Origin of the sequence: Burkholderia sp. BCC1640 (assembly GCF_902833125.1) — a bacterium.
GTDB lineage: Bacteria > Pseudomonadota > Gammaproteobacteria > Burkholderiales > Burkholderiaceae > Burkholderia > Burkholderia diffusa.
The window spans coordinates 111,169-130,337 of sequence record NZ_CADFEF010000010.1; the positions used below are offsets into that span (position 1 = coordinate 111,169).

The window sequence follows — 19,169 nt, forward strand, 5'->3', positions numbered from 1 at the left end:
GAGCGTCAGGCGTCCTGCGTCACGCGCACGGCCGTGCCGTAGCAGATGACTTCCGTGATGCCCGACCCGATATCGGTCGAGTCGTAGCGCATCGCGACGATCGCGTTCGCACCGAGCTTGCGCGCGTCGGCGAGCATCTTGTCGAACGCTTGCTGCCGCGCCTTCTCGCACAGCGACGTATAGAGCGTGATGTTGCCGCCGAAAATGGTTTGCAGCGATGCACCGAACGAACCGACGATCGAGCGCGAACGCACGATGATGCCTTGCGCGACGCCGAGCGAACGGACGGTCGTGTGGCCGGGCAGGTCGAACGCGGTCGTGACGCGCTCGGGCGAGAGATCGTCGGCGGAGCGGGAGAAGTCGGTCATGGCGTTGCACCGTGTCGCGGAAGTGATCGGACGACGATTCTATCCGGAACGGGAAATCGGACTCGAACGGGCGCGCGTGACGCGCGCCCGTTCGGCGAGGTGTTGAGCGACCGCGGCCCCGTCAGTGCTTGACGGTCGCAGTGCCGTCACCGCCGAGATCGACGGCATACGCGAGCGCCAGCTTGCCGAACTTCAGCGCGTGGTTTGCCTGCCGGTCCGAATTCTCCAGCGTGTCGTTCACGGTATGGATATACGGACTGTCGTTCTGGTCGGCCTCGAACGGGAACGACGCCGGATAGCCCTGCGCATTCCACGACGCGTGATCCGAACAGGCATACCCGCACTGCGATGTGCCGATCGCGAGTTCCGGCAGGTAGGTCTTCGCCAGATTCGTCAGATAGGTGTTCTGCGCGGCGTTCGTGTAGTCGGTGATCAGGTAGATGTCTTTCGGATCGCCCTTGTAGTTCGTCATGTCGAGCTGCAGCACGCCGACCACGTTCGCATTCTGCGTGCGGAACTGCTTCGCGATCGCCTTCGATCCGAGCAGCCCGGCTTCCTCGGCTGCGTAGCCGACGAACTTGATCGTCCGCTTCGGCCGGTAGCCGTTCGCGAGCAGCACGCGCAGCGCTTCGGTGAGGCTGGCAATGCCGGACGCATCGTCGTCGGCGCCGGGCGAGCGCGTGTTTTCCGTCGTGCGGCCGACCGTCGAATCGAGGTGGCCGCCCAGCACGACCGTGCCCGCGGCGGGATCGCTGCCGCGGATCGTCAGGATGACGGATTTCTGCGGAAAGCCCGTATGCGCGAACTGTTCGACGGCGATGTCGGTGCGCGAGCCGGCCAGTTGCTTCCACTGCAGCGCGAGCCAGTCCGATGCGGCGACGCCGTGCGACGTCGTGTAGTAGCGGTTCGTGAAGCCGGACATCGACGTGATCGTGCCGACGATGTTACTGGCCTGAAGTTGCTGGATCCAGGTCTTGATCTGCGGTGCGTTCGACACCGTATAAGCGGTCGCGGCCGCCTGTTTCGCGAGCGCCGTGGGTATCGGCTGCAACGCCTGGCGCGCGTCGTCGAACGAGTCGTGCACGATGTAGCCGGGCCCGTGGCCGCGCGCATGGTGTACCGCGTGGGCGAGTTCGCCGAGCCGCGCATCGTCGATCTCGACGACGTGCACGGTTTCGCGGCGCGCGGCGCCGTCGGCCGTCTTGCCGGCGTCGACCGTCGTGCTGTATTGCGCGGTCGCGCTCGCATCGATGCGTTGAAGCTGGCGGAAAGCGGTGTCGCCGAGCGTGATCCACACCGGCGTCGCGTGCGCGGCGGCGGTCAGCAGCATGCCGCCCAGCGCGGCGCTCAGGCGGGTCAATGTCAGAGTAGGCATGTTCGATCTCGTGAGGATGGCGATGTCGAGGAGGAGGGCGCGCCGCAGGTCGTGCGACGCCGCCCCGCCTGCTGCGGAATTACGACTTTTGCGGCACGGTCACGCCGTACGTGCAGCTCTTGTTGTACGCGTTGCCGATCGCCGTGAGCTGCGCGCTGCTGTAGCCGAGCGCGGCGGCGGCCGTCAGCACCGCTTGCGCGGCAGCCTTCTGGTTCGTCGAGCTGTTGGTCATCGACAGCCCCTTCAGGAACGCCTTGTCCATCGCCTGCGCGCCGATCGCGTCGCGCGCGACGAGGTTGCACGACGCCCAGTACTGGCCGGCCGTGTGGATCTCCGCGCCGCGTGCCTGCGCGTAGGTGCGCCCGACGTTCCAGTTCGTCACGCGGCCGCCCCAGTATTCGTTGTGGCCGTCCCAGTTGTAGACCCAGTGATACTGCGCGTCCGACGGGCTCCACTGGTTGAAGTCGCGGCTGTATGCGGCCGCGAGATAGTCGCCCGTGCCTTCCGACAGGCCTTCCTGCTGCGACAGGCCGCCGTTGGTCACCCAGTCGTGGATGCCGTGGCCGAGCTCGTGGATCACGACGTCCGCATCCTCCGCATCGTCGACACCGCCCTGTCCGAAGGTGAGCCGGCCGCTGCTCGACGAGTACGACGAGTTGTCGTCGCCCGATTCGCCGTGCGGGTCGTACTGCACGCCGCCCGTGTACTGATACGGCATCGCCTTGATGCCGAGCGTCTGGTTCACGTAACGAAGGAACGTGTCGATGTGGTAATACGTGTTCACCGCCTCGAAGTACAGGTTGCCGCGCGTGAACTCGAACGCGGGCGTCGCCTGTGCCGGGCACGCGTTGTCGCGCGGCGCATCGAAATCGACGCACGACGCATACGGGCCCGACAGCACGTAGCGTGAATTCGATTGCGCAAGATCCTTCAGCGTCACGCGTACGCGCGAGGCCGTGAGCTGCGTGGAGTCCGCGTCGTTGTTGTCCTTGTAGCCCGTGCTGCCGTAGCTGCTCTTCGTCGACGAAAGCGGATCCGGCCGGAACACGAAACCGGTGCCGTCGGTCGCATAGAACGCCTTGTCCTCGGCGCGCAGCACTTCGCCGCTGCCCGCGTCGATCAGCAGTTCCCAGTCGCCTTTCGGGCCGTCCTGAGGGCGGCCGCGCACCTTCCATGCGGTATGCGTGCCGGCCTTGTCGACGAACGCGACGAGCTGCGCGTCGAGGTTCGTGAAGCCGCCGACGCCGAGATACGCGCGCGCGCGGTCGAGCGCCTGCTGCTGGTCGACGGCCTGCGCCTTGCGCGCGGTGGCGACCACGCCGTTGATCGTGTTGCTCGCGACGTACAGGATGCGGCCATCCTTCGCGACCGTCACCGCGATGTCGCTGCCGTATACGGGCAGCCCGGCCGCCTGCTGCTGGAAGCGCACGACGGTGAAATTGGCGTCGTCGCGCTCCGACGTGACCGCGAGGCTCGCGAGCGCGGCCGGGTCGAGCCCGAGCTGCGTCGCCTGCGACGCGACGAAATCGCGCGCAGTGGCGGCGGGCGTGGCGGCCGCCTTCTTCGCGCGATACGCGGGGTTGTACAGCGTGACGGCGACGCCGTCCGCGCGGAACTGGCCGGCGGCCGTATCGGCCTTGGCCGCGGCCGGTGCCACGCCGCGCGTCAGGCTTTCGCGCAGGCTCGACGCCTGCGGATTCGCGACCTTGGTATCGGCCGCGCTGCCGCCGACGATGCCGAAACCGAGCGCGAGACCCAGGGCGAGCGGCAATGCTTTGCGTGATGTCTGCATACGTGATCCTCATCTCAACGGTTGGACACGCCCGCGCGCTTGTGGCGAGCAGGCACGACACGGCTCGCGCGCCGGCTCGATGGAACCGGTGCGGCGAAGCGGTGCAGGGAGATTCGACTGACTGAGGAGGACTAAGCGTCAGGTCGAAAGGAATCGGAACGGAACGGCGGCGGGGAAGCGAACGGCAGGCAGGTGCGGCGACGGCGAAGCGAGCATCGTCATGTCATACCCCTCGGATCGGCATTGATGGCGGTTTGGCAGCCTGCGTGGCGCGACGTGCGTCAGGCCCGGGCTCTCATCTCCTTAGGGCTGCCTATCTAATTGCGAGGTATGTTACAGAATATTTTCGACGACATTGCAATTTATTTTCGAAGGCCGCTTCGGTCCGTCGATCAATCGGCGGCATTGTTCATCGATTGACGTGAAACGCTGCCGAAGCGCGCAATAGCGCGCCGGATTGTACGTAAAAGCGGCGCTGCTCAGCGCGTCGCGCGGCGGTCGCTGCGCGGGCTCACGCCGAAACGCGCGCGATACGTGCGCGAGAAATGAGACGGCGATTCGAAGCCGCATGCGACGCACACCGACGTGATGCTCATGTCGGTCTGCTGCAGCAGCTCGCGGGCGCGATCGAGGCGCAGGTTCAGGTAGAAGCGGGTCGGCGTGTCGTTCAGCGTCGCGCTGAACAGCCGTTCGAGCTGGCGCCGCGTGATCGACACGTCCTGCGCGAGCGCGTCGGAGCCGAGCGGGCTTTCCATGTGCCGCTGCATCGTGTCGATCACGTGGATCAGCTTGCGGTTGTGCACGCCGTAGCGCGCGGCGATCTCGAGCCGCTGGCTGTCCGAGCGTTGCCGGATGCGGCTGACGACGAACTGCTCGGAGATCGCCGCCGCGAGGTCGGCGCCGTGCCGCCTGCCGATCAGGTCGAGCATCATGTCGATCGACGCGGTGCCGCCCGCGCAGGTGATGCGCCGGTCGTCGATCTCGAACAGTTCCTGCGTTGCATTCAGGCCCGGGTAGCGTTCGCGGAACGCGGAGAGCGCTTCCCAGTGCAGCGTGAGCGTTTGCGATGCGTCGAACAGCCCGGCTTCCGCCAGCACGAAGCTGCCGGTGTCGATGCCGCCGAGCGTCGCGCCGTGCCGGTTCTGGCGGCGCAGCCAGTCGCCGAGCGCGCGGTCGTAGCACACGAGCGGATCGAAACCGGCGACGACGAACACCGTCTCGACCTGCGCGACGTCCGCATACGCGGCTTCTGCTGCGACCGGGATGCCGTTGCTCGCGGCGACGGGCGCGCCGTCCGCGCTGATCACGTGCCAGCGGTACAGCTCGGTGCGAAAGCGGTTCGCGACGCGCAGCGGTTCGACCGCCGACATGAAGCCGAGCGCGGAGAAGCCGGGCAGCAACAGGAAGTGGAAATCCTCGGGCATCGGGGCGTGGGGTGGAATCGGGTGGTCGTCACGGACGGACGCGGCGCGGTGCGGTGCGGCGTGCGACCGGACATACGCACGCCGCGCCCGGCTCGCGCAAGTCGGACGTTCAACACACGATTATCGCGGGTTTTGCGAGTGTTCAGCGCGTTTTTGCGCCGCGCACCGTCCGGCGCGCCGTCGTCGAAGGCAGCTCGCCGAACTGGGCCTTGTACGCTTTCGCGAAATGCCCGAGGTGGATGAACCCCCAGCGCGCGGCCGCTTCGCTGATCGGCAGGTCGGATTGCCGTGTATCGAGCAGCAGGCGCCGCACTTGCGCGAGGCGCAGCGAGCGCGTGTAGTTCAGCGGACCGGTCTGCGCGACCGACTGGAAGCTGTTCTGCATCGTGCGCCGGCTCACGCGCAACTGCGTGCACAGGCTCAGGATGTCGACGGGCGCCTCCGGGTGCTCGATCACGTAGTCGTGCACGCGCCGCACGATGTCGGCATGGCACGCATGCGTCAGACGATTCAAAGGCTCGGGCATTCGATACGTGAGCAGATCGACGAGCACGTTCGCGACATCGCTGCGCAGCACGGACTGCGCACGCGCCGTGTCGAACGTATCGGGCGCCGACAGCACGCGTTCGAGCAGCGTCGCGAGCTGCACGCTCGCGCGTTCGCGCGCGGCGACCGGCACGTCGGCGACGCCGCGCCGCAGCGCGCGCTCGTCGAGCCGGAGATCGGCAGCATCCTCGATTTGCTGCATCAGCTCGGAATCGACGACCACGCCGATCAGCGACATGTCGTCGGGCGAATGGAGTTCGAAAGGCGAGCCGCCGCGCGCCAATACGATCGTGCCACCCTCGATGCGCGCATCGCCGAATGCGAAGGTGCCCGAGCCGGTGAGCGGCATGCCGAACACCGTATGGCCGTGCGGCAGGCGCCCGCGCTGGATGACCCGCACGTTCGCCGCTTCCTGGAACAGCTGCACGCCGTCGAGCTCCACTTGCTTGACCGCGCTGCGATACGAGCCGGAGCCGATCTGGTCGTAGCGCTGGTCCCAACCGCGCAGCGCCTCGGCATGCCGGTCCGCGTCGTCGAACATCTGATGAAACACGAGCATGGCGCCTCCGGCGGTCGTTCGGACCGCGCAAGATTAAACCGACCGCACGGTCGGTGCAATACGGATGAGCGCTATTTCCGTGGGGTTTTGGAGGGGGCGGAAGATGTCGACCTCGGGTGCCTTTCAGGCGGTTTTCCAATATCCCGAATCGGCACGCACGCGTTGCCGGTACGGGTGCTGAGCGGATTTATTGTCGAACTACAGTCGCCCCACATAACGTGAATCCCAACTGGAGGCGACATGAGAACAAGGCGACGCACCGCGGCTTTCGCGGCGACGCTGGCGTTCGCGGCGGCGTGGGCCGGCAGCGCATACGCGACGGAAAAGCCCGAGGAACTGGTCGTGCAGAAGATGCCGCCTTGGCATCCGCACGAGGTGTACGTCGTCGATATCGCAATGCCGACGATGACCGACGGGCGCATCTTCGTGTACGACGCCGATGCGAAGAAGCTGCTCGGCCAGATTGACGGCGGTTTCGCGCCCGGCTTCGCGATCTCGCCCGACCGCAAGACGAGCTTCGTTGCGACGACCTATTTCTCGCGCGGCTCGCACGGCACGCGCACCGACGTCGTCGAGATAACCGACAACACGACGCTCGACCACGCAGGCGAGATCGTGATTCCGGCGAAGCATGGGCAGCACGTGCCGTCACCGTACAACACGGCGTTCAGCGCGGACGGCAAGCTGCTGTACATCGCGAACATCACGCCGGCCGCGTCGGTGACGGTGATCGATGCGGTGTCGAGGAAGGTGCTGTCGGAGATCGACACCGCGGCATGCGTGCTCGCCTATCCGTCGGGGAACAATCGCTTCACCGCGCTGTGTGAGAGCGGCAAGGCGCTCACCGTCACACTCGACGCCAACGGCAAGGAGGTGAAGCGCACGATGTCCGACGCATTCATTGACGTCGAAAATGATCCGGCCTTCATCAACGCTTCGCGCTACCACGGCGGTTATCTATTCACGACGTACCACGGCAACGTGCGCAGCGCCGACTTCAGCGGCGACAAGCCGACGTTCGGCAAGTCGTGGTCGTTGCTGAGCGACGCCGAGCGCGCCGAAGGCTGGCGCCCGGGCGGCATGCAGCAGACGGCCGTGCAGGTCGGGCAGAACCGCTACTACGTGCTGATGCACAAGGGCGGCGACGGCACACACAAGGATCCCGGCACGCAGGTCTGGGTGTACGACCTGAAGTCGAAACAGCGTGTCGCGCGCTGGGACCTCGCGCAGCTGAATGTCGATCCGCTGGTGTCGATCCAGGTCAGCGAGGACGAGAAGCCGCTGTTCTACGGACTGACGGGCACGTCCGATCTCGTCGTGATGGACGCGCAAACGGGCAAGCCGCGGCACGTCGAGAAGCAGATCGGCAGCACGTCGACGCTGCTCGTGAACCCGTGAGGCCGCAATGATGCTCGATCCCGTACTCGCCACCAGCGCACAGGCAGGCGCGGCCGTCGTCGTGCTGCTCGGCGCCTTCGCCAAGATGCGACGGCCTGCGACGTTCCGGCAGGCGCTCGCCGGCTATCGCCTGCTGCCCGACGCGCTCACCGCGCCCGTCGCATTCGCGATTCCGCTTGCGGAAGCCGTCTGCGCCACGGCGCTGCTGTTTCCGGATACGCGCATGACCGGCGCGCTCGGCTTGATCGCATTGCTGCTCGTATTCGCGGCCGGCATCGCGATCAACCTCGTGCGCGGCCATACCGATATCGACTGCGGCTGCTCCGGTTTCGCCGCCGCGCGCGCGGACGCGCCGCGCGGCATCGGCTGGCTGCATGTCGCGCGCGTGCTGCTGCTCATCGTGCTGACTGCGACCGCGTTCGTCGAACCGGGCAGCCGCGCGGTCGTGTGGTTCGACTACCTGACGCTGTTCTCTTCCGTGCTACTGATCGTCTGCGCGCTGCTCACCGTCGACGTGCTGCTCGCCAACGTACCACGCCTTTCCCACCTGAGGAATTCATGATGCAAACCGCTCTCACCGTTTCCACAGCCTTGCTGTGGGTCACCGTTCTCGCGCTCGGCGCAATCTGCCTCGCGCTCGTGCGCCAGATCGGCATCCTGTACGAACGCATCATGCCGGCCGGCGCATTGATGATCGACAAGGGGCCGGCGGTCGGCGCGATCGCGCCGACGTTCGAACTGACCGACATTCGCGGCTCGCAGGTGAAGGTCGGCGGTATTGATGCATCGGGCAAGGCGACGCTGCTGTTCTTCCTGTCGCCGACGTGCCCGGTCTGCAAGAAACTGCTGCCGCTGTTGCCGTCGTTGCAGGCGAGTGAATCGACGCCAGTGAACATCGTGCTCGCGAGCGACGGAGATCTCGACGAACACACGCGCTTCGCACAGAAGCACGACCTCGCACGTTTCCCGTACGTGCTGTCGCAGGAGCTGGGCCTTGCGTATCAGATCGGCAAGCTGCCGTACGCGGTGCTGCTCGACGACACCGGTGCCGTGCGCGCAAAGGGGCTCGTCAACACCCGCGAGCATCTCGAGAGCCTGTTCGAAGCGAAGGAGCGTGGCGTTGCATCGCTGCAGCAGTTCGTGCACGGCGATCACGACCATGGCGGTCACGAAGGGCACGCGCAGCACGCGTGACCGGCCGACCCTCTTTCAACGTCAACGGAGAACAACCACATGGGCCTGTTTGATTCATGGTTCGAGCGGTCGGCGCGCGGCGTCGCGCAGCATAGTTCGCGGCGTAGCGCGATGGCGAAGCTCGGCAAGGTGCTGGTCGGATCGGCGATGCTGCCGCTCTTGCCCGTCGATCGCACCGCGTATGCAGCTGATGCGGCGTCGGGCGCATCGGCGGCTTCGGGTGCTGCCGCGCCGGGTGCGAGCGACGATCCGATGAGCTGCGATTACTGGAAATACTGCGCGATCGACGGCTGGCTGTGCAGCTGCTGCGGCGGTACGTCGAGCAGTTGCCCGCCGGGCACGACGCCATCGCCGATCACGTGGATCGGTACGTGCCGCAACCCGCACGACGGGTCGGACTACATCGTGTCGTACAACGATTGCTGCGGCAAGACATCGTGCGGAAAGTGCTTCTGCAATCGCAACGAGCGCGAGAAGCCGCTGTACAAGCTGTCGCTGAACAACGACATCAACTGGTGCATGGCGAACGGAAATTCGAACTACCACTGTTCGGTTTCGGTCCTGCTAGGAGCGGCGAAGCAATGAAAACGAAGCATGGTGGAAAGTTCGTTGTCGCGTGTGTGGCGGCTGTCGCGGGTTTTGCGTTGCCGGGCTTCGCCGATGCGCAGCAGGCCGTTCACTACCCGGCCGGCAAGAGCCTGTTCGATGCGCAGTGCGCGGTGTGTCACCAGGCGGGCGGCAAGGGGCAGGACGGCCTCGCGCCGCCGCTGACCGAGTATCCGGGCAGGTATGCAACGGCCGACGCGGGCCGCGTGCAGCTCGTCGCGACGTTGCTGCACGGGATGTTCGGCGAGATCACGGTGCACGACAAGCGCTACAACTTCAAGATGCCGTCATTCGCGAGTGCGAGCGATGACGATATCGCGAACGTGCTGAACTATGTCGTGTTCGATCTCAACGACAAGCACGGCGACGCGAAGCCGTTCACGGCGGCCGACATTCGCGCGGCGCGCGCGAACGAGATGGACGGCACGGCCGTTCATGCGCAGCGTGCGGTCGTGACGAAGGGGCTGGGGCTTTGAATGCCGTGCGCATGGGCTTGCGTGGCGGCCGGCGCGCGGCGGCGTGCCCGAACGGTTCGTTCATGGCACGGTGCCTGTCTTCGATGCTGGTCACTGCCGCATTCGCGATTGCCGTACCCGCGCATGCCGACGGCGTGATCGACGCGACGCTCGCGCGACAGCACTGGGTGCTCAACTGCATGGGCTGCCACACGGCGACGGGCGGCGGCATTCCGGGCAAGGTGCCGCCGCTCGCGAATTCGCTCGGTTATTTCACACATCTACCGGCGGGACGCGAGTACGTGATGCGCGTGCCCGGCGCGTCGAATTCGGCGCTGTCGGACGAGGATCTCGCCGACGTGCTGAATTGGGTGCTCACGACGATGAACCGCGATGCGCTGCCGCACGACTTCAAGCCTTATACCGCCGCCGAAGTCGCCGCGCATCGGCGTCCGGCGTTTTCGGACGTCGCGACGGTACGCGCCGGGCTGGTCCGCGCACTGCACGAGCGCGGAATCGCGGGTGTGTCCGAGCGGTACTGATCGGCTTTGCCGACGGCGCTTGGGCGCCGGCGTCGTCCGGTTGCCCCTGCTGCGGCGCGACTCGCGGGGGCGCTTCGTCGAGATGGCGGCGGTGCGCCTGCGCCACGCTCAGATCTGCTGCTGGCCGCCATCGACGAACAGCTCGATGCCGTTCACGAAGCTCGCGTCGTCCGACGCGAGGAACAGTGCGGCGCCCGCGATCTCTTCCGGCTCGCCCAGGCGCCCCATCGGAATCTGCGCGGCCAGGTAATCGGCGAGACCTTGCCGTTGCGCGGCGTCCTGGCCGGCGAGGTCGAGCAGGCCCGGCGTGCGGGTTGCGCCCGGGCTGATCGTGTTCACGCGGATGCGGCGCTCCTTCAGATCGAGAATCCAGCTGCGAGCAAACGCGCGCACCGCTGCCTTCGAAGCCGAATACACGCTGAATGCAGCGGTGCCCGCGCTGCCGGCCGTCGAGCCGGTGAGGATCACCGATGCGCCGTCGGCGAGCAGCGGCAACGCCTTTTGCACCGTGAACAGCACGCCTTTCACGTTGCGATTGAAGGTGTCGTCGAAGTGTTCTTCCGTGATGCTGCCGAACGGCAGCATCGAACCGCCGCCGGCGTTCGCGAACAGCACGTCGAGTCGCCCGTGTTCTTCGTTGATTTGCGCATAGAGCGCGTCGAGTTCGTCGAGCTTCGTGGAGTCGACGCGTACGCCCGTCGCGTTGCCGCGGCCTTCGCGGATCGCGTTGACCGCGGCATCGAGTTCGGCCTGCCGGCGGCCGGTCAGGTAGACGTGCGCGCCTTCCGCCGCGAAGCGCTGCGCGGTGGCGAGGCCGATGCCGCTGGTGCCGCCGGTGACGAGTGCGATCTTGTTGTCGAGCTTGCGTGCCATGGTGTTTCTCCTTTCGTTCAGTGAGTGGGTGACTGCGTTTCGGTGTTGCGTGCTGCGATGTAAGGAGAATATCGACGCGCCATTCGTTTCGAAATAGAATTGATCGCAAGTCAACGTTGCAGAAATGAAAAGATGAGGGGAAATGGCCAGGCTGCCTGACTTCGAAGGGCTCGCGATGTTCGCCAAGGTCGCCGAGGAAGGATCGTTCGCGGCGGCGGCGCGCGCGATGGGGGTATCCGTGGCGACCGTTTCGCGCGGCGTCGCCCGTCTGGAAGACCGTTTGGGCGGACGACTTTTCAACCGGACGTCCCGTCAACTGGCGCTCACCGAGTTCGGCCGGACGATCTGCGAAAAGGCCGGCGAGGTGTATCGCCATGCCGAAGAAGCGGAAAGTGCCGCGCGCGAGATGGCCGTGCAGCCGCGCGGGCTGGTGCGCCTCGCGGTGCCGATGTCGTTCGGGTTGCGCTGGGTCGCGCCGCTGCTGCCCGGTTTCTTTCGTGCATATCCGGACGTGTCGATCGACTTGCATCTGTCGGATGCGTCGGTCGACCTGATCGCCGACGGTTTCGATGCCGCATTGCGTATCGCCGCGCTGCCGGATTCGTCGCTGGTGGCCCGGCGGTTGTGTGCAGTGACGCAATACGTGGTGGCATCGCCTGAGTACTTGAAGCGCGAAGGACGGCCCGCGCATCCGCGCGAACTGACGGGGCGGCCATGTCTCTCGTACGCGTATCGGGCGCACAGCGATGTGTGGCGTTTCACGAACGACGCGGGTGACGAGGAGGCGGTCATGCCGAACGGTCCGCTGCGCGTGACGAATGCCGATGCGCTGTTGCCGACGTTGCTCGCCGGTCTCGCGATTGCGGAGCTGCCCGAGTTCATCGCCGGCGAATATCTGGCCGATGGCCGCCTCGAAGCGATCCTGACCGAGTGGTCGTTGACGAGAGGCGGCCTCTACTTCGTCACGCCGTCCGCGCGCGCACGGCCCGCGAAGGTCGCCGCGCTGTCCGACTACTTCGCCGAACATCTGTCGGATCCGTCCTGGCGATGGCCGAAGTGATCGATTGCCGCAGTGCGCCATGCGGCACACCAAAATCCCCTGACGTCAGACGGCTTTCGCTAGAATCGATCATCGTTCAGGTACAAGCGCAGAAATGCATCGGTGCGGCGGTATCCACTACGCGAATGCCGCTCGCGCTCATCCCATGGTTCATCCTTTACCGGAGGCGAACGTGCCAGGCTTACTTCCCGATGTCGACCGCGACGGGCTTCTCGAATATTCGGTGGTGTACACCGACCGGTCGATCAATCACATGTCGCAGCGCTTTCAGGGCGTCATGCGCGATATTTCCGCGGCGCTGAAGAAGGTCTACAACGCGAAGGCGGTGGCGATCGTTCCGGGCAGCGGGACGTTCGGCATGGAAGCCGTTGCGCGCCAGTTCGCGACGGACAAGAAGTGTCTGGTCATCCGCAACGGCTGGTTCAGCTTCCGCTGGTCGCAGATTTTCGACATGGGCCGCATTCCGTCCGAGTCGATCGTGTTGAAGGCGCGTCCGATCGAGCCGGGCAGGCAGGCGGCGTTCGCGCCGGCTCCGATCGAGGAGGTCGTCGCCGCGATTCGCGAACACAAGCCGGATCTGGTCTTTGCTCCGCATGTCGAAACCGCCTCCGGGATGATGTTGCCCGACGCGTATCTGCGCGCGGTGGCCGACGCCGTGCACGCGGTCGGCGGCATGTTCGTGCTCGATTGCATTGCGTCCGGGACGATCTGGGTCGACATGGAGGCGAGCGGCGTCGACGTGCTGATCAGTGCGCCGCAGAAGGGTTGGAGCGCGTCGCCAGGCTGTGCGCTGGTGATGATGAGTCCGCTTGCGCGCGAGCGAATCGATGCGACGACCAGCACCAGTTTTGCATGCGATCTGCGCAAGTGGCTGCAGATCATGGAAGCGTACGAGAACGGCGGGTTCGCGTACCACGCGACGATGCCGACGGACAGCCTCGCGACGCTGCGCGACGTGATCAAGGAAACGGAAGCGTACGGCTTCGACAAGGTGAGGGCGGAACAGCTCGAGCTCGGCACGCGGATTCGTGCGTTGCTGGCGGAGAAAGGGTTCCGGAGCGTGGCGGCGGAAGGCTTCGAGGCGCCGGGCGTCGTCGTGAGCTACACGGACGATGACGACATCCGGTCCGGCAAGAAATTCGTCGACGTCGGCATGCAGATCGCGGCCGGCGTGCCGTTGCAATGCGATGAGCCGGCGGATTTCAAGACGTTCCGGATCGGCTTGTTCGGGCTCGACAAGCTGCATGATGTCGATGCGGCGGTCGGGCGATTTGCTGACGCGTTGGAACGCGTTCTGTAGCGCGCGTTTTCGATCGGCCGAGGTCGGAAGCCGCCAAATCCGGCGATGACTTCCGACCCAAACAAGCCAGACGTTGCCGTTCGTGTAAGCACTGTTGGACTGCGGACGGATTCCCATGCCCGTACTCGACCATTTTGGACAGTGACATGACCGAATGCGCTCTGACATTTGCCAGTCAAACCGAATGGGAAAGCTGGTTGGCGCAAAACGGCGGCACTTCGAGCGGAGTATGGCTGCGTCTGGCGAAAAAAGGTGCCACGCAGCGAACCGTCACCTACGACCAAGCGTTGGAAAGCGCGCTCTGTCATGGCTGGATCGACGGCCAAAAACGGGCTGAGAGCGAGACGTACTGGTTACAACGCTTCACGCCGCGCTCCGAAAAAAGCATCTGGTCCAAACTCAACAAGGACCGGGCCGAAGCGCTGATCGCCGCAGGCAGGATGCGCGCGTCCGGCATGCGCGAGATCGAGAAGGCGCGGCGGGACGGCCGCTGGAAGGCTGCTTATACGTCGGCCAGCAACTCGACCGTGCCGGACGACCTGCAGGTGGCGTTGGACGCAAATTCGAAAGCCAAGGCGTTCTTTGCAACGCTGAATAGCCGCAACCGCTACGCCATCCTGTACCGGATACAGAATGCGAAAAAGCCGGAAACACGGGCGCGTAAAATCGCGGAATTCGTCGACATGCTGAACCGCGGTGAAACCTTCCATCCGTGAATCTTGTGCTTCTGATGGAGATCTTGCAAAACGCGGGCATCGAATCCGTGATGGCCGTTTCGTTCCGGCAGCCGTCATGCGCGGGAAAGGTTGTGTCCGCAACAAATGTCGAAAGTTGTGTCTGCTCGCGTGCGCTTCATTCGGCGATTCGTTGATCGTCCGAAGAATCTCGTCGGCCAGCGCGATGTCCGCACCGGTTGCAATGCAGACCTCAATCCGCCGACCGACGGGGTCGGCCGTAGCCGACCCCGCGTCAACCGCAATTACACGGCCGCGTTGCGATTCGCCTCGATCACCGTCAACGCCGTCATGTTCACGATCCGTCGCACGGTCGCACTGGACGTGAGGATGTTCACCGGCCCGTTGACGCCCAGCAGGAACGGCCCGACCGCAACGTTACTGCCGGCCTCGGTCTTGAGCAGGTTATAGGCGATATTCCCTGCATCGACGTTCGGACACACGAGCAGGTTCGCCGCACCCTTCAGCGGCGACATCGGCAGCAGCCGCGCACGCAGCGCCTCGTCGAGCGCGCAGTCGCCGTGCATCTCGCCATCCGCCTCGATATCCGGCGCATGCGCGCGAATGATTTCCAGCGCCCGGCGCATCTTCACGCCCGAAGCCGCGCTCCCCGACCCGAAGTTCGACCGCGACAGCAGCGCAACCTTCGGCGAGAGATTCAGCCACTCCATCTGCCGCGCGGCCGCGATCGTGAATTCCGCGATCTGCTCCGCATCCGGGTTGTCGTTGACGTGCGTATCGACCAGCGCGACCGTCCGCTGATTCAGCAGCAGGATGTTCATCGCGGCATAGGTCGACGCATCGGGCTTCCTGCCGATCACTTCGTCCACGAATCGCAGGTGATTGTGGTACTCGCCGACCGTCCCGCAGATCATCCCGTCCGCATCGCCGAGCCGCACCATCATCGCGCCGATCAGCGTCAGGCGGCGCCGCATTTCGACGCGCGCCATTTCCTTCGAGATGCCGTCGCGGCAGCGCAATTCCCAATACGTCGTCCAGTATTGCGGGAAACGCTCGTCATATTCCGGATTGGTCACTTCGACATCCTGACCGAGACGCAGGCGCAGGCCGAACCGCTCGATACGCGCGAGCAGCACCTCCGGGCGCCCGACCAGGATCGGACGCGCGAGCTTCTCGTCGACGATGACCTGCACCGCGCGCAGCACGCGCTCGTCCTCGCCCTCGGTGAACACGATGCGTGCCTTGCCGCCGTCACGCACGAGCTGACGCGCGGTCGCGAACAGCGGCTTCATGAACGCGCCCGAGTGGTAGACGAACTGCTGCAGCTGCTCGACGTACGCGTCGAGATCCGCGAGCGGGCGCGTCGCCACGCCGCCTTCGATCGCGGCCTTGGCCACGGCCGGCGCGATGCGAACGATCAGGCGCGGATCGAACGGCTTCGGAATCAGGTATTGCGGACCGAAGGACACTTCATCGCCGCCATAGGCCGCCGCGACGATGTCGTTCTGCTCTTCCTGCGCGAGGCCGGCAATCGCGTGAACCGCGGCGATTTCCATTTCGCGGGTGATCGTCGTTGCGCCCACATCCAGTGCGCCGCGGAAAATGTACGGGAAGCAGAGAACGTTGTTGACCTGGTTCGGGAAATCCGAGCGGCCCGTCGCGATCACGACGTCGTCGCGCGTCGCATGCGCGAGTTCCGGGAAGATTTCCGGCGTCGGATTGGCGAGCGCGAGAATCAGCGGGCGCGCGGCCATCGCCTTCAGCATCTCCGGCTTCAGAATGCCGCCGACCGACAGCCCAAGGAATACGTCGGCGTCGCCGATCACTTCGGACAGCGTGCGCGCGTCGGTTTCCTGCGCGAAGCGTTCCTTGGCGGGATCCATCAGCGTGGTGCGGCCGCGGTAGACGACGCCTTCGATATCCGTCGCCCAGATGTTCGCGACCGGCAGCCCGAGGTCGACGAGCAGGTCCAGGCAGGCCAGCGCCGCGGCACCGGCGCCCGACGTCACGACCTTCACCTCGGAAATCGACTTCCCGACCACCTTCAGCCCGTTGATGAATGCGGCGGCCACGGTAATGGCGGTGCCGTGCTGGTCGTCGTGGAAGACCGGAATCTTCATGCGCTCGCGCAGCTTGCGCTCGACGGTGAAGCACTCCGGCGCCTTGATGTCCTCGAGATTGATGCCGCCGAAGGTGGGCTCGAGGCCGGCGATGATGTCGACGAGCTTGTCCGGATCGGTCTCGTTGATCTCGATGTCGAACACGTCGATCCCCGCGAACTTCTTGAACAGCACGGCCTTGCCTTCCATGACCGGCTTCGACGCGAGCGCGCCGATGTTGCCCAGACCCAGCACGGCGGTGCCGTTGGTGATGACGCCCACCAGATTCCCGCGACTCGTGAAGCGATGCGCGTTCAGCGGCTCGGCGGCGATCGACTCGCACACGCTGGCGACGCCCGGCGTGTAGGCGAGCGCGAGATCGCGCTGCGTCACGAGCGGCTTGCTGGCGACGACGGAGATCTTCCCCGGGGTCGGAAACTCGTGATAGTCGTACGCGGCCTGCTGCTGAGTCTCTGTCTGTTTCATGTTTTTGGGTCCGGGCGTGCGCGCCAGGCCAGTCCCGACGCGATCCATGAGGTGATTCTAGGGATCAGCCATAAGGAGATGATTCTGTTTTAATATCGGTCCATCACTTTTTCATGATGGTATGGCGGTTCGGCAATGACATTCGACGCGAACGACGTGGTCCGGCGGCTCGGTGCGCGCCTGAAGATGCGGCACCTGATGCTGTTGCTGCAGATCCAGCAGCACGGGTCGCTGACGCGCGTCGCGGAGCACATGGCCAGCAGCCAGCCTGCCGTGACGAACGCGCTGTCCGAGCTGGAAAGCATGTTCGGCACGCCACTGTTCGAGCGCTCGTCGCGCGGGATGCGGCCGACCGCGCTCGGCTCGGTCGTTCTCGAGCGCGCCAAGGCGATGCTGAAGGACCTCGACCATCTCGCTCGCGAGATGGAGGCGGTCGCCGCCGGCCACGCGGCCCACCTGCATATCGGCGTGATTCCGTTTATTTCGGGCCAGATGCTGTCGGCGGCGCTCAAGCGGCTGCAATCCCGGATGGAGCGCCGCCTGACCGTGACGATTCATGAAGGCACCAGCGACCAGTTGCTGCTTCAGCTCAAGGACCACAGCGTCGATCTCGTGATCGGGCGGGCGTCGTCGGCGGTCGATCTGGGGCAGGTTTCCTTCGAAGTTCTGTACCAGCAGCAGCCGCGGATGATCGCGAGCCGGCGCCTCGCCGCGAAACTGGCGCGCATGAAGCTCGACTGGGAGAAGCTGCGCGAGCTGGACTGGATTCTCGGCGCGCCGCATACGCCGATGCGGGAGCAGGTGACGGACCTGTTCCTGTCGGCCGGCATCGCGCCGCCCGTGCCGATCGTCGAAAGCTACTCGTCGAAGCTGATCGGCGAAATGATCGCGTCGAGCGACGACGCCGTATCGATCGTGCCGGCCGATATCGCCGAAGAAATGGTGCGCATCGCCGGCGTGGCGATCGTGCCTTACTCGCTGGTCTGGACGTTGCCGCCCATCGCGCTGTTTACGCGCGCCGCCGATTCGCATGCGCCGACGCGGGATCTGCTGGTCCAGGCGCTGCGCGAGATCTGCAGGGAAACCTACGTCGAGGTACCGCGATAACGTGTCGGGTGCCGGCCCGCACCGGCCCGGCCGGAATCGACATCACGCGCGTTCCGGCGCCACAGCCGAAGCACGCTCCGTCGGCATCCATCACGCCGCATCCGGGCAACCCCCGCTTCGCCAAAATTCGCCTCAAACCCCCGCCGTACAAGCCATTGCACGCGCATAGTGGTTTCCACTCATAGTCGCAAATAGTCAAGAAAAGGTCGCCGCCGGTCGTCTTTCGACCAATATGGCTCGTTACTTTTACTCCCACGATGCAGGCCGGGACGCACTCCGCGAACCCGTCGGACATCGGTCCAATCGGGAGAGAAACCATGAAGTCGACAAAGATCGCCGCGTTCGTCGCGGCCGTGCTGGCGACCGGCGCATTCGCGACCGCGGCGCACGCCGAAACGGAAGCAGCGACCTGCCGCAACGTACGCTTCGCGGACATCGGCTGGACCGACATCACGTCCACCACGGCGCTCGCGTCGACGGTGTTCGAAGGGCTCGGCTACAAGCCGACGACGACGATCGCATCGGTGCCGATCTCGTTCGCAGGCCTGAAGAGCAAGCAGCTCGACATCTCGCTCGGCTACTGGTGGCCGGTGCAGCAAAAGCAGCTCCAGCCGTTCCTCGACAGCAAGTCGATCAACGTGGTCGAGCCGCCGAATTTGTCGGGCGCGAAGGCGACGCTCGCGGTGCCGAGCTATGAATACCAGGCCGGCCTGAAGACCTTCGAGGACATCGCGAAACACCGCGCGGAACTCGACGGCAAGATCTACGGGATCGAGCCGGGCAGCAGCGCGAACGCGACGATCCAGAAGATGATCGACACGAACCAGTACGGTCTGGGCGGCTTCAAGCTGGTCGAATCGAGCGAAGCGGGGATGCTCGTGACGGTCGAGCGCGCGATCCGCGAGAAGAAGTGGGTCGTGTTCCTCGGCTGGGAACCGCATCCGATGAACATCCAGATCAGCATGAACTACCTGTCCGGCGGCGATGCGAGTTTCGGCCCGAACTACGGCGAAGCGCGCGTGTACACGCTGACGGCGCCCGACTTCATCTCGCGCTGCCCGAACGCGGGCAAGCTCGTCGAGAACCTGCGCTTCACGACGCAGCTCGAGAACCAGCTGATGCAGTCGGTGATGAACAAGACGAAACCGGCCGACGCCGCGAAGGCATACCTGAAGAAGAATCCGCAGGTGCTCGATGCCTGGCTCGCCGGCGTGAAGACGTTCGACGGCAAGGACGGCCTGCCTGCCGTGAAGGCGTATCTCGGCCTGTAACGGCTCGTGCGCGACGCAA

The 19,169-nt window shown here is 65.2% G+C and carries 18 protein-coding genes; 11 read left to right on the top strand and 7 right to left on the bottom strand.

Annotation, left to right across the window (positions count from 1 at the left end; genetic code table 11):
• Window positions 1-5: 5 nt before the first annotated feature.
• The 5 genes from HWX25_RS13415 to HWX25_RS13435 all read right to left on the bottom strand — a co-directional run bounded on the left by HWX25_RS13415 (window position 6) and on the right by HWX25_RS13435 (window position 6,064).
• Window positions 6-368 carry a YbjQ family protein gene (locus HWX25_RS13415; protein ID WP_059692038.1) on the bottom strand — a complete coding sequence of 121 codons (363 nt, stop codon included), beginning with the start codon at window positions 366-368 and terminating at the stop codon, window positions 6-8.
• 121 nt (window positions 369-489) lie between these two features.
• The gene (locus HWX25_RS13420; protein WP_175908787.1) at window positions 490-1,743 is read right to left on the bottom strand and encodes a M20/M25/M40 family metallo-hydrolase; all 1,254 of its coding nucleotides are present in this window, start codon (window positions 1,741-1,743) and stop codon (window positions 490-492) included.
• A gap of 79 nt (window positions 1,744-1,822) precedes the next feature.
• Entirely contained in the window at window positions 1,823-3,535 is a 1,713-nt protein-coding gene (locus HWX25_RS13425) for a M36 family metallopeptidase (RefSeq protein ID WP_175908788.1), read from the bottom strand.
• Between the two features lie 479 nt (window positions 3,536-4,014).
• Complete coding sequence (locus HWX25_RS13430) at window positions 4,015-4,959, bottom strand: GlxA family transcriptional regulator (protein ID WP_175908789.1); 945 nt, start codon at window positions 4,957-4,959, stop codon at window positions 4,015-4,017.
• A 142-nt stretch (window positions 4,960-5,101) separates the two neighbouring features.
• Window positions 5,102-6,064 carry a helix-turn-helix domain-containing protein gene (locus HWX25_RS13435; protein WP_059819532.1) on the bottom strand — a complete coding sequence of 321 codons (963 nt, stop codon included), beginning with the start codon at window positions 6,062-6,064 and terminating at the stop codon, window positions 5,102-5,104.
• Between the two features lie 240 nt (window positions 6,065-6,304).
• Between HWX25_RS13435 and HWX25_RS13440 the strand changes: the two genes are divergently transcribed.
• The 6 genes from HWX25_RS13440 to HWX25_RS13465 are packed head-to-tail and all read left to right on the top strand — an operon-like array spanning window position 6,305 to window position 10,259.
• Entirely contained in the window at window positions 6,305-7,462 is a 1,158-nt protein-coding gene (locus HWX25_RS13440) for an amine dehydrogenase large subunit (RefSeq protein WP_175908790.1), read from the top strand.
• A gap of 7 nt (window positions 7,463-7,469) precedes the next feature.
• Window positions 7,470-8,024: a MauE/DoxX family redox-associated membrane protein gene (locus HWX25_RS13445; protein ID WP_175908791.1), complete on the top strand. Its 555-nt coding sequence runs from the start codon at window positions 7,470-7,472 to the stop codon at window positions 8,022-8,024.
• A complete protein-coding gene (gene mauD, locus HWX25_RS13450) occupies window positions 8,021-8,656 on the top strand; it encodes a methylamine dehydrogenase accessory protein MauD (protein ID WP_175908792.1) in 636 nt (211 codons plus the stop codon). The genes HWX25_RS13445 and mauD overlap by 4 nt, the downstream gene beginning before the upstream one ends.
• A 39-nt stretch (window positions 8,657-8,695) precedes the next feature.
• A complete protein-coding gene (locus HWX25_RS13455) occupies window positions 8,696-9,241 on the top strand; it encodes a methylamine dehydrogenase light chain (RefSeq protein WP_059534225.1) in 546 nt (181 codons plus the stop codon).
• Window positions 9,238-9,738, top strand: a complete 501-nt coding sequence (locus HWX25_RS13460; RefSeq protein ID WP_175908793.1) for a cytochrome c — start codon at window positions 9,238-9,240, stop codon at window positions 9,736-9,738. The genes HWX25_RS13455 and HWX25_RS13460 overlap by 4 nt, the downstream gene beginning before the upstream one ends.
• Before the next feature lie 11 nt (window positions 9,739-9,749).
• Window positions 9,750-10,259 carry a cytochrome c gene (locus tag HWX25_RS13465; protein ID WP_175908794.1) on the top strand — a complete coding sequence of 170 codons (510 nt, stop codon included), beginning with the start codon at window positions 9,750-9,752 and terminating at the stop codon, window positions 10,257-10,259.
• A 108-nt stretch (window positions 10,260-10,367) separates the two neighbouring features.
• Here HWX25_RS13465 and HWX25_RS13470 read toward each other — a convergent pair whose 3' ends face one another.
• Window positions 10,368-11,132: an SDR family oxidoreductase gene (locus HWX25_RS13470; protein WP_175908795.1), complete on the bottom strand. Its 765-nt coding sequence runs from the start codon at window positions 11,130-11,132 to the stop codon at window positions 10,368-10,370.
• 142 nt (window positions 11,133-11,274) lie between these two features.
• Between HWX25_RS13470 and HWX25_RS13475 the strand changes: the two genes are divergently transcribed.
• From HWX25_RS13475 to HWX25_RS13485, 3 genes are all read left to right on the top strand, one after another.
• Window positions 11,275-12,192 (top strand): LysR family transcriptional regulator, encoded by a 918-nt coding sequence (locus tag HWX25_RS13475; protein WP_175908796.1) that lies wholly within the window; start codon window positions 11,275-11,277, stop codon window positions 12,190-12,192.
• Window positions 12,193-12,364: 172 nt separating this feature from the next.
• The gene (locus HWX25_RS13480) at window positions 12,365-13,492 is read left to right on the top strand and encodes an aminotransferase class V-fold PLP-dependent enzyme (RefSeq protein WP_175908797.1); all 1,128 of its coding nucleotides are present in this window, start codon (window positions 12,365-12,367) and stop codon (window positions 13,490-13,492) included.
• Between the two features lie 146 nt (window positions 13,493-13,638).
• Complete coding sequence (locus HWX25_RS13485; RefSeq protein WP_175908798.1) at window positions 13,639-14,208, top strand: YdeI/OmpD-associated family protein; 570 nt, start codon at window positions 13,639-13,641, stop codon at window positions 14,206-14,208.
• Window positions 14,209-14,471: 263 nt separating this feature from the next.
• Here the strand turns inward: HWX25_RS13485 and HWX25_RS13490 are convergent, their stop codons facing one another.
• Window positions 14,472-16,772 (bottom strand): NADP-dependent malic enzyme, encoded by a 2,301-nt coding sequence (locus HWX25_RS13490; RefSeq protein WP_175908799.1) that lies wholly within the window; start codon window positions 16,770-16,772, stop codon window positions 14,472-14,474.
• Window positions 16,773-16,907: 135 nt separating this feature from the next.
• Between HWX25_RS13490 and HWX25_RS13495 the strand changes: the two genes are divergently transcribed.
• Both HWX25_RS13495 and HWX25_RS13500 read left to right on the top strand, forming a co-directional pair.
• Window positions 16,908-17,879 (top strand): LysR substrate-binding domain-containing protein, encoded by a 972-nt coding sequence (locus tag HWX25_RS13495; RefSeq protein ID WP_175908800.1) that lies wholly within the window; start codon window positions 16,908-16,910, stop codon window positions 17,877-17,879.
• A gap of 317 nt (window positions 17,880-18,196) precedes the next feature.
• Window positions 18,197-19,150, top strand: coding sequence for a choline ABC transporter substrate-binding protein (locus HWX25_RS13500; RefSeq protein ID WP_175908801.1), 954 nt, complete (start codon window positions 18,197-18,199; stop codon window positions 19,148-19,150).
• Window positions 19,151-19,169: the final 19 nt, after the last annotated feature.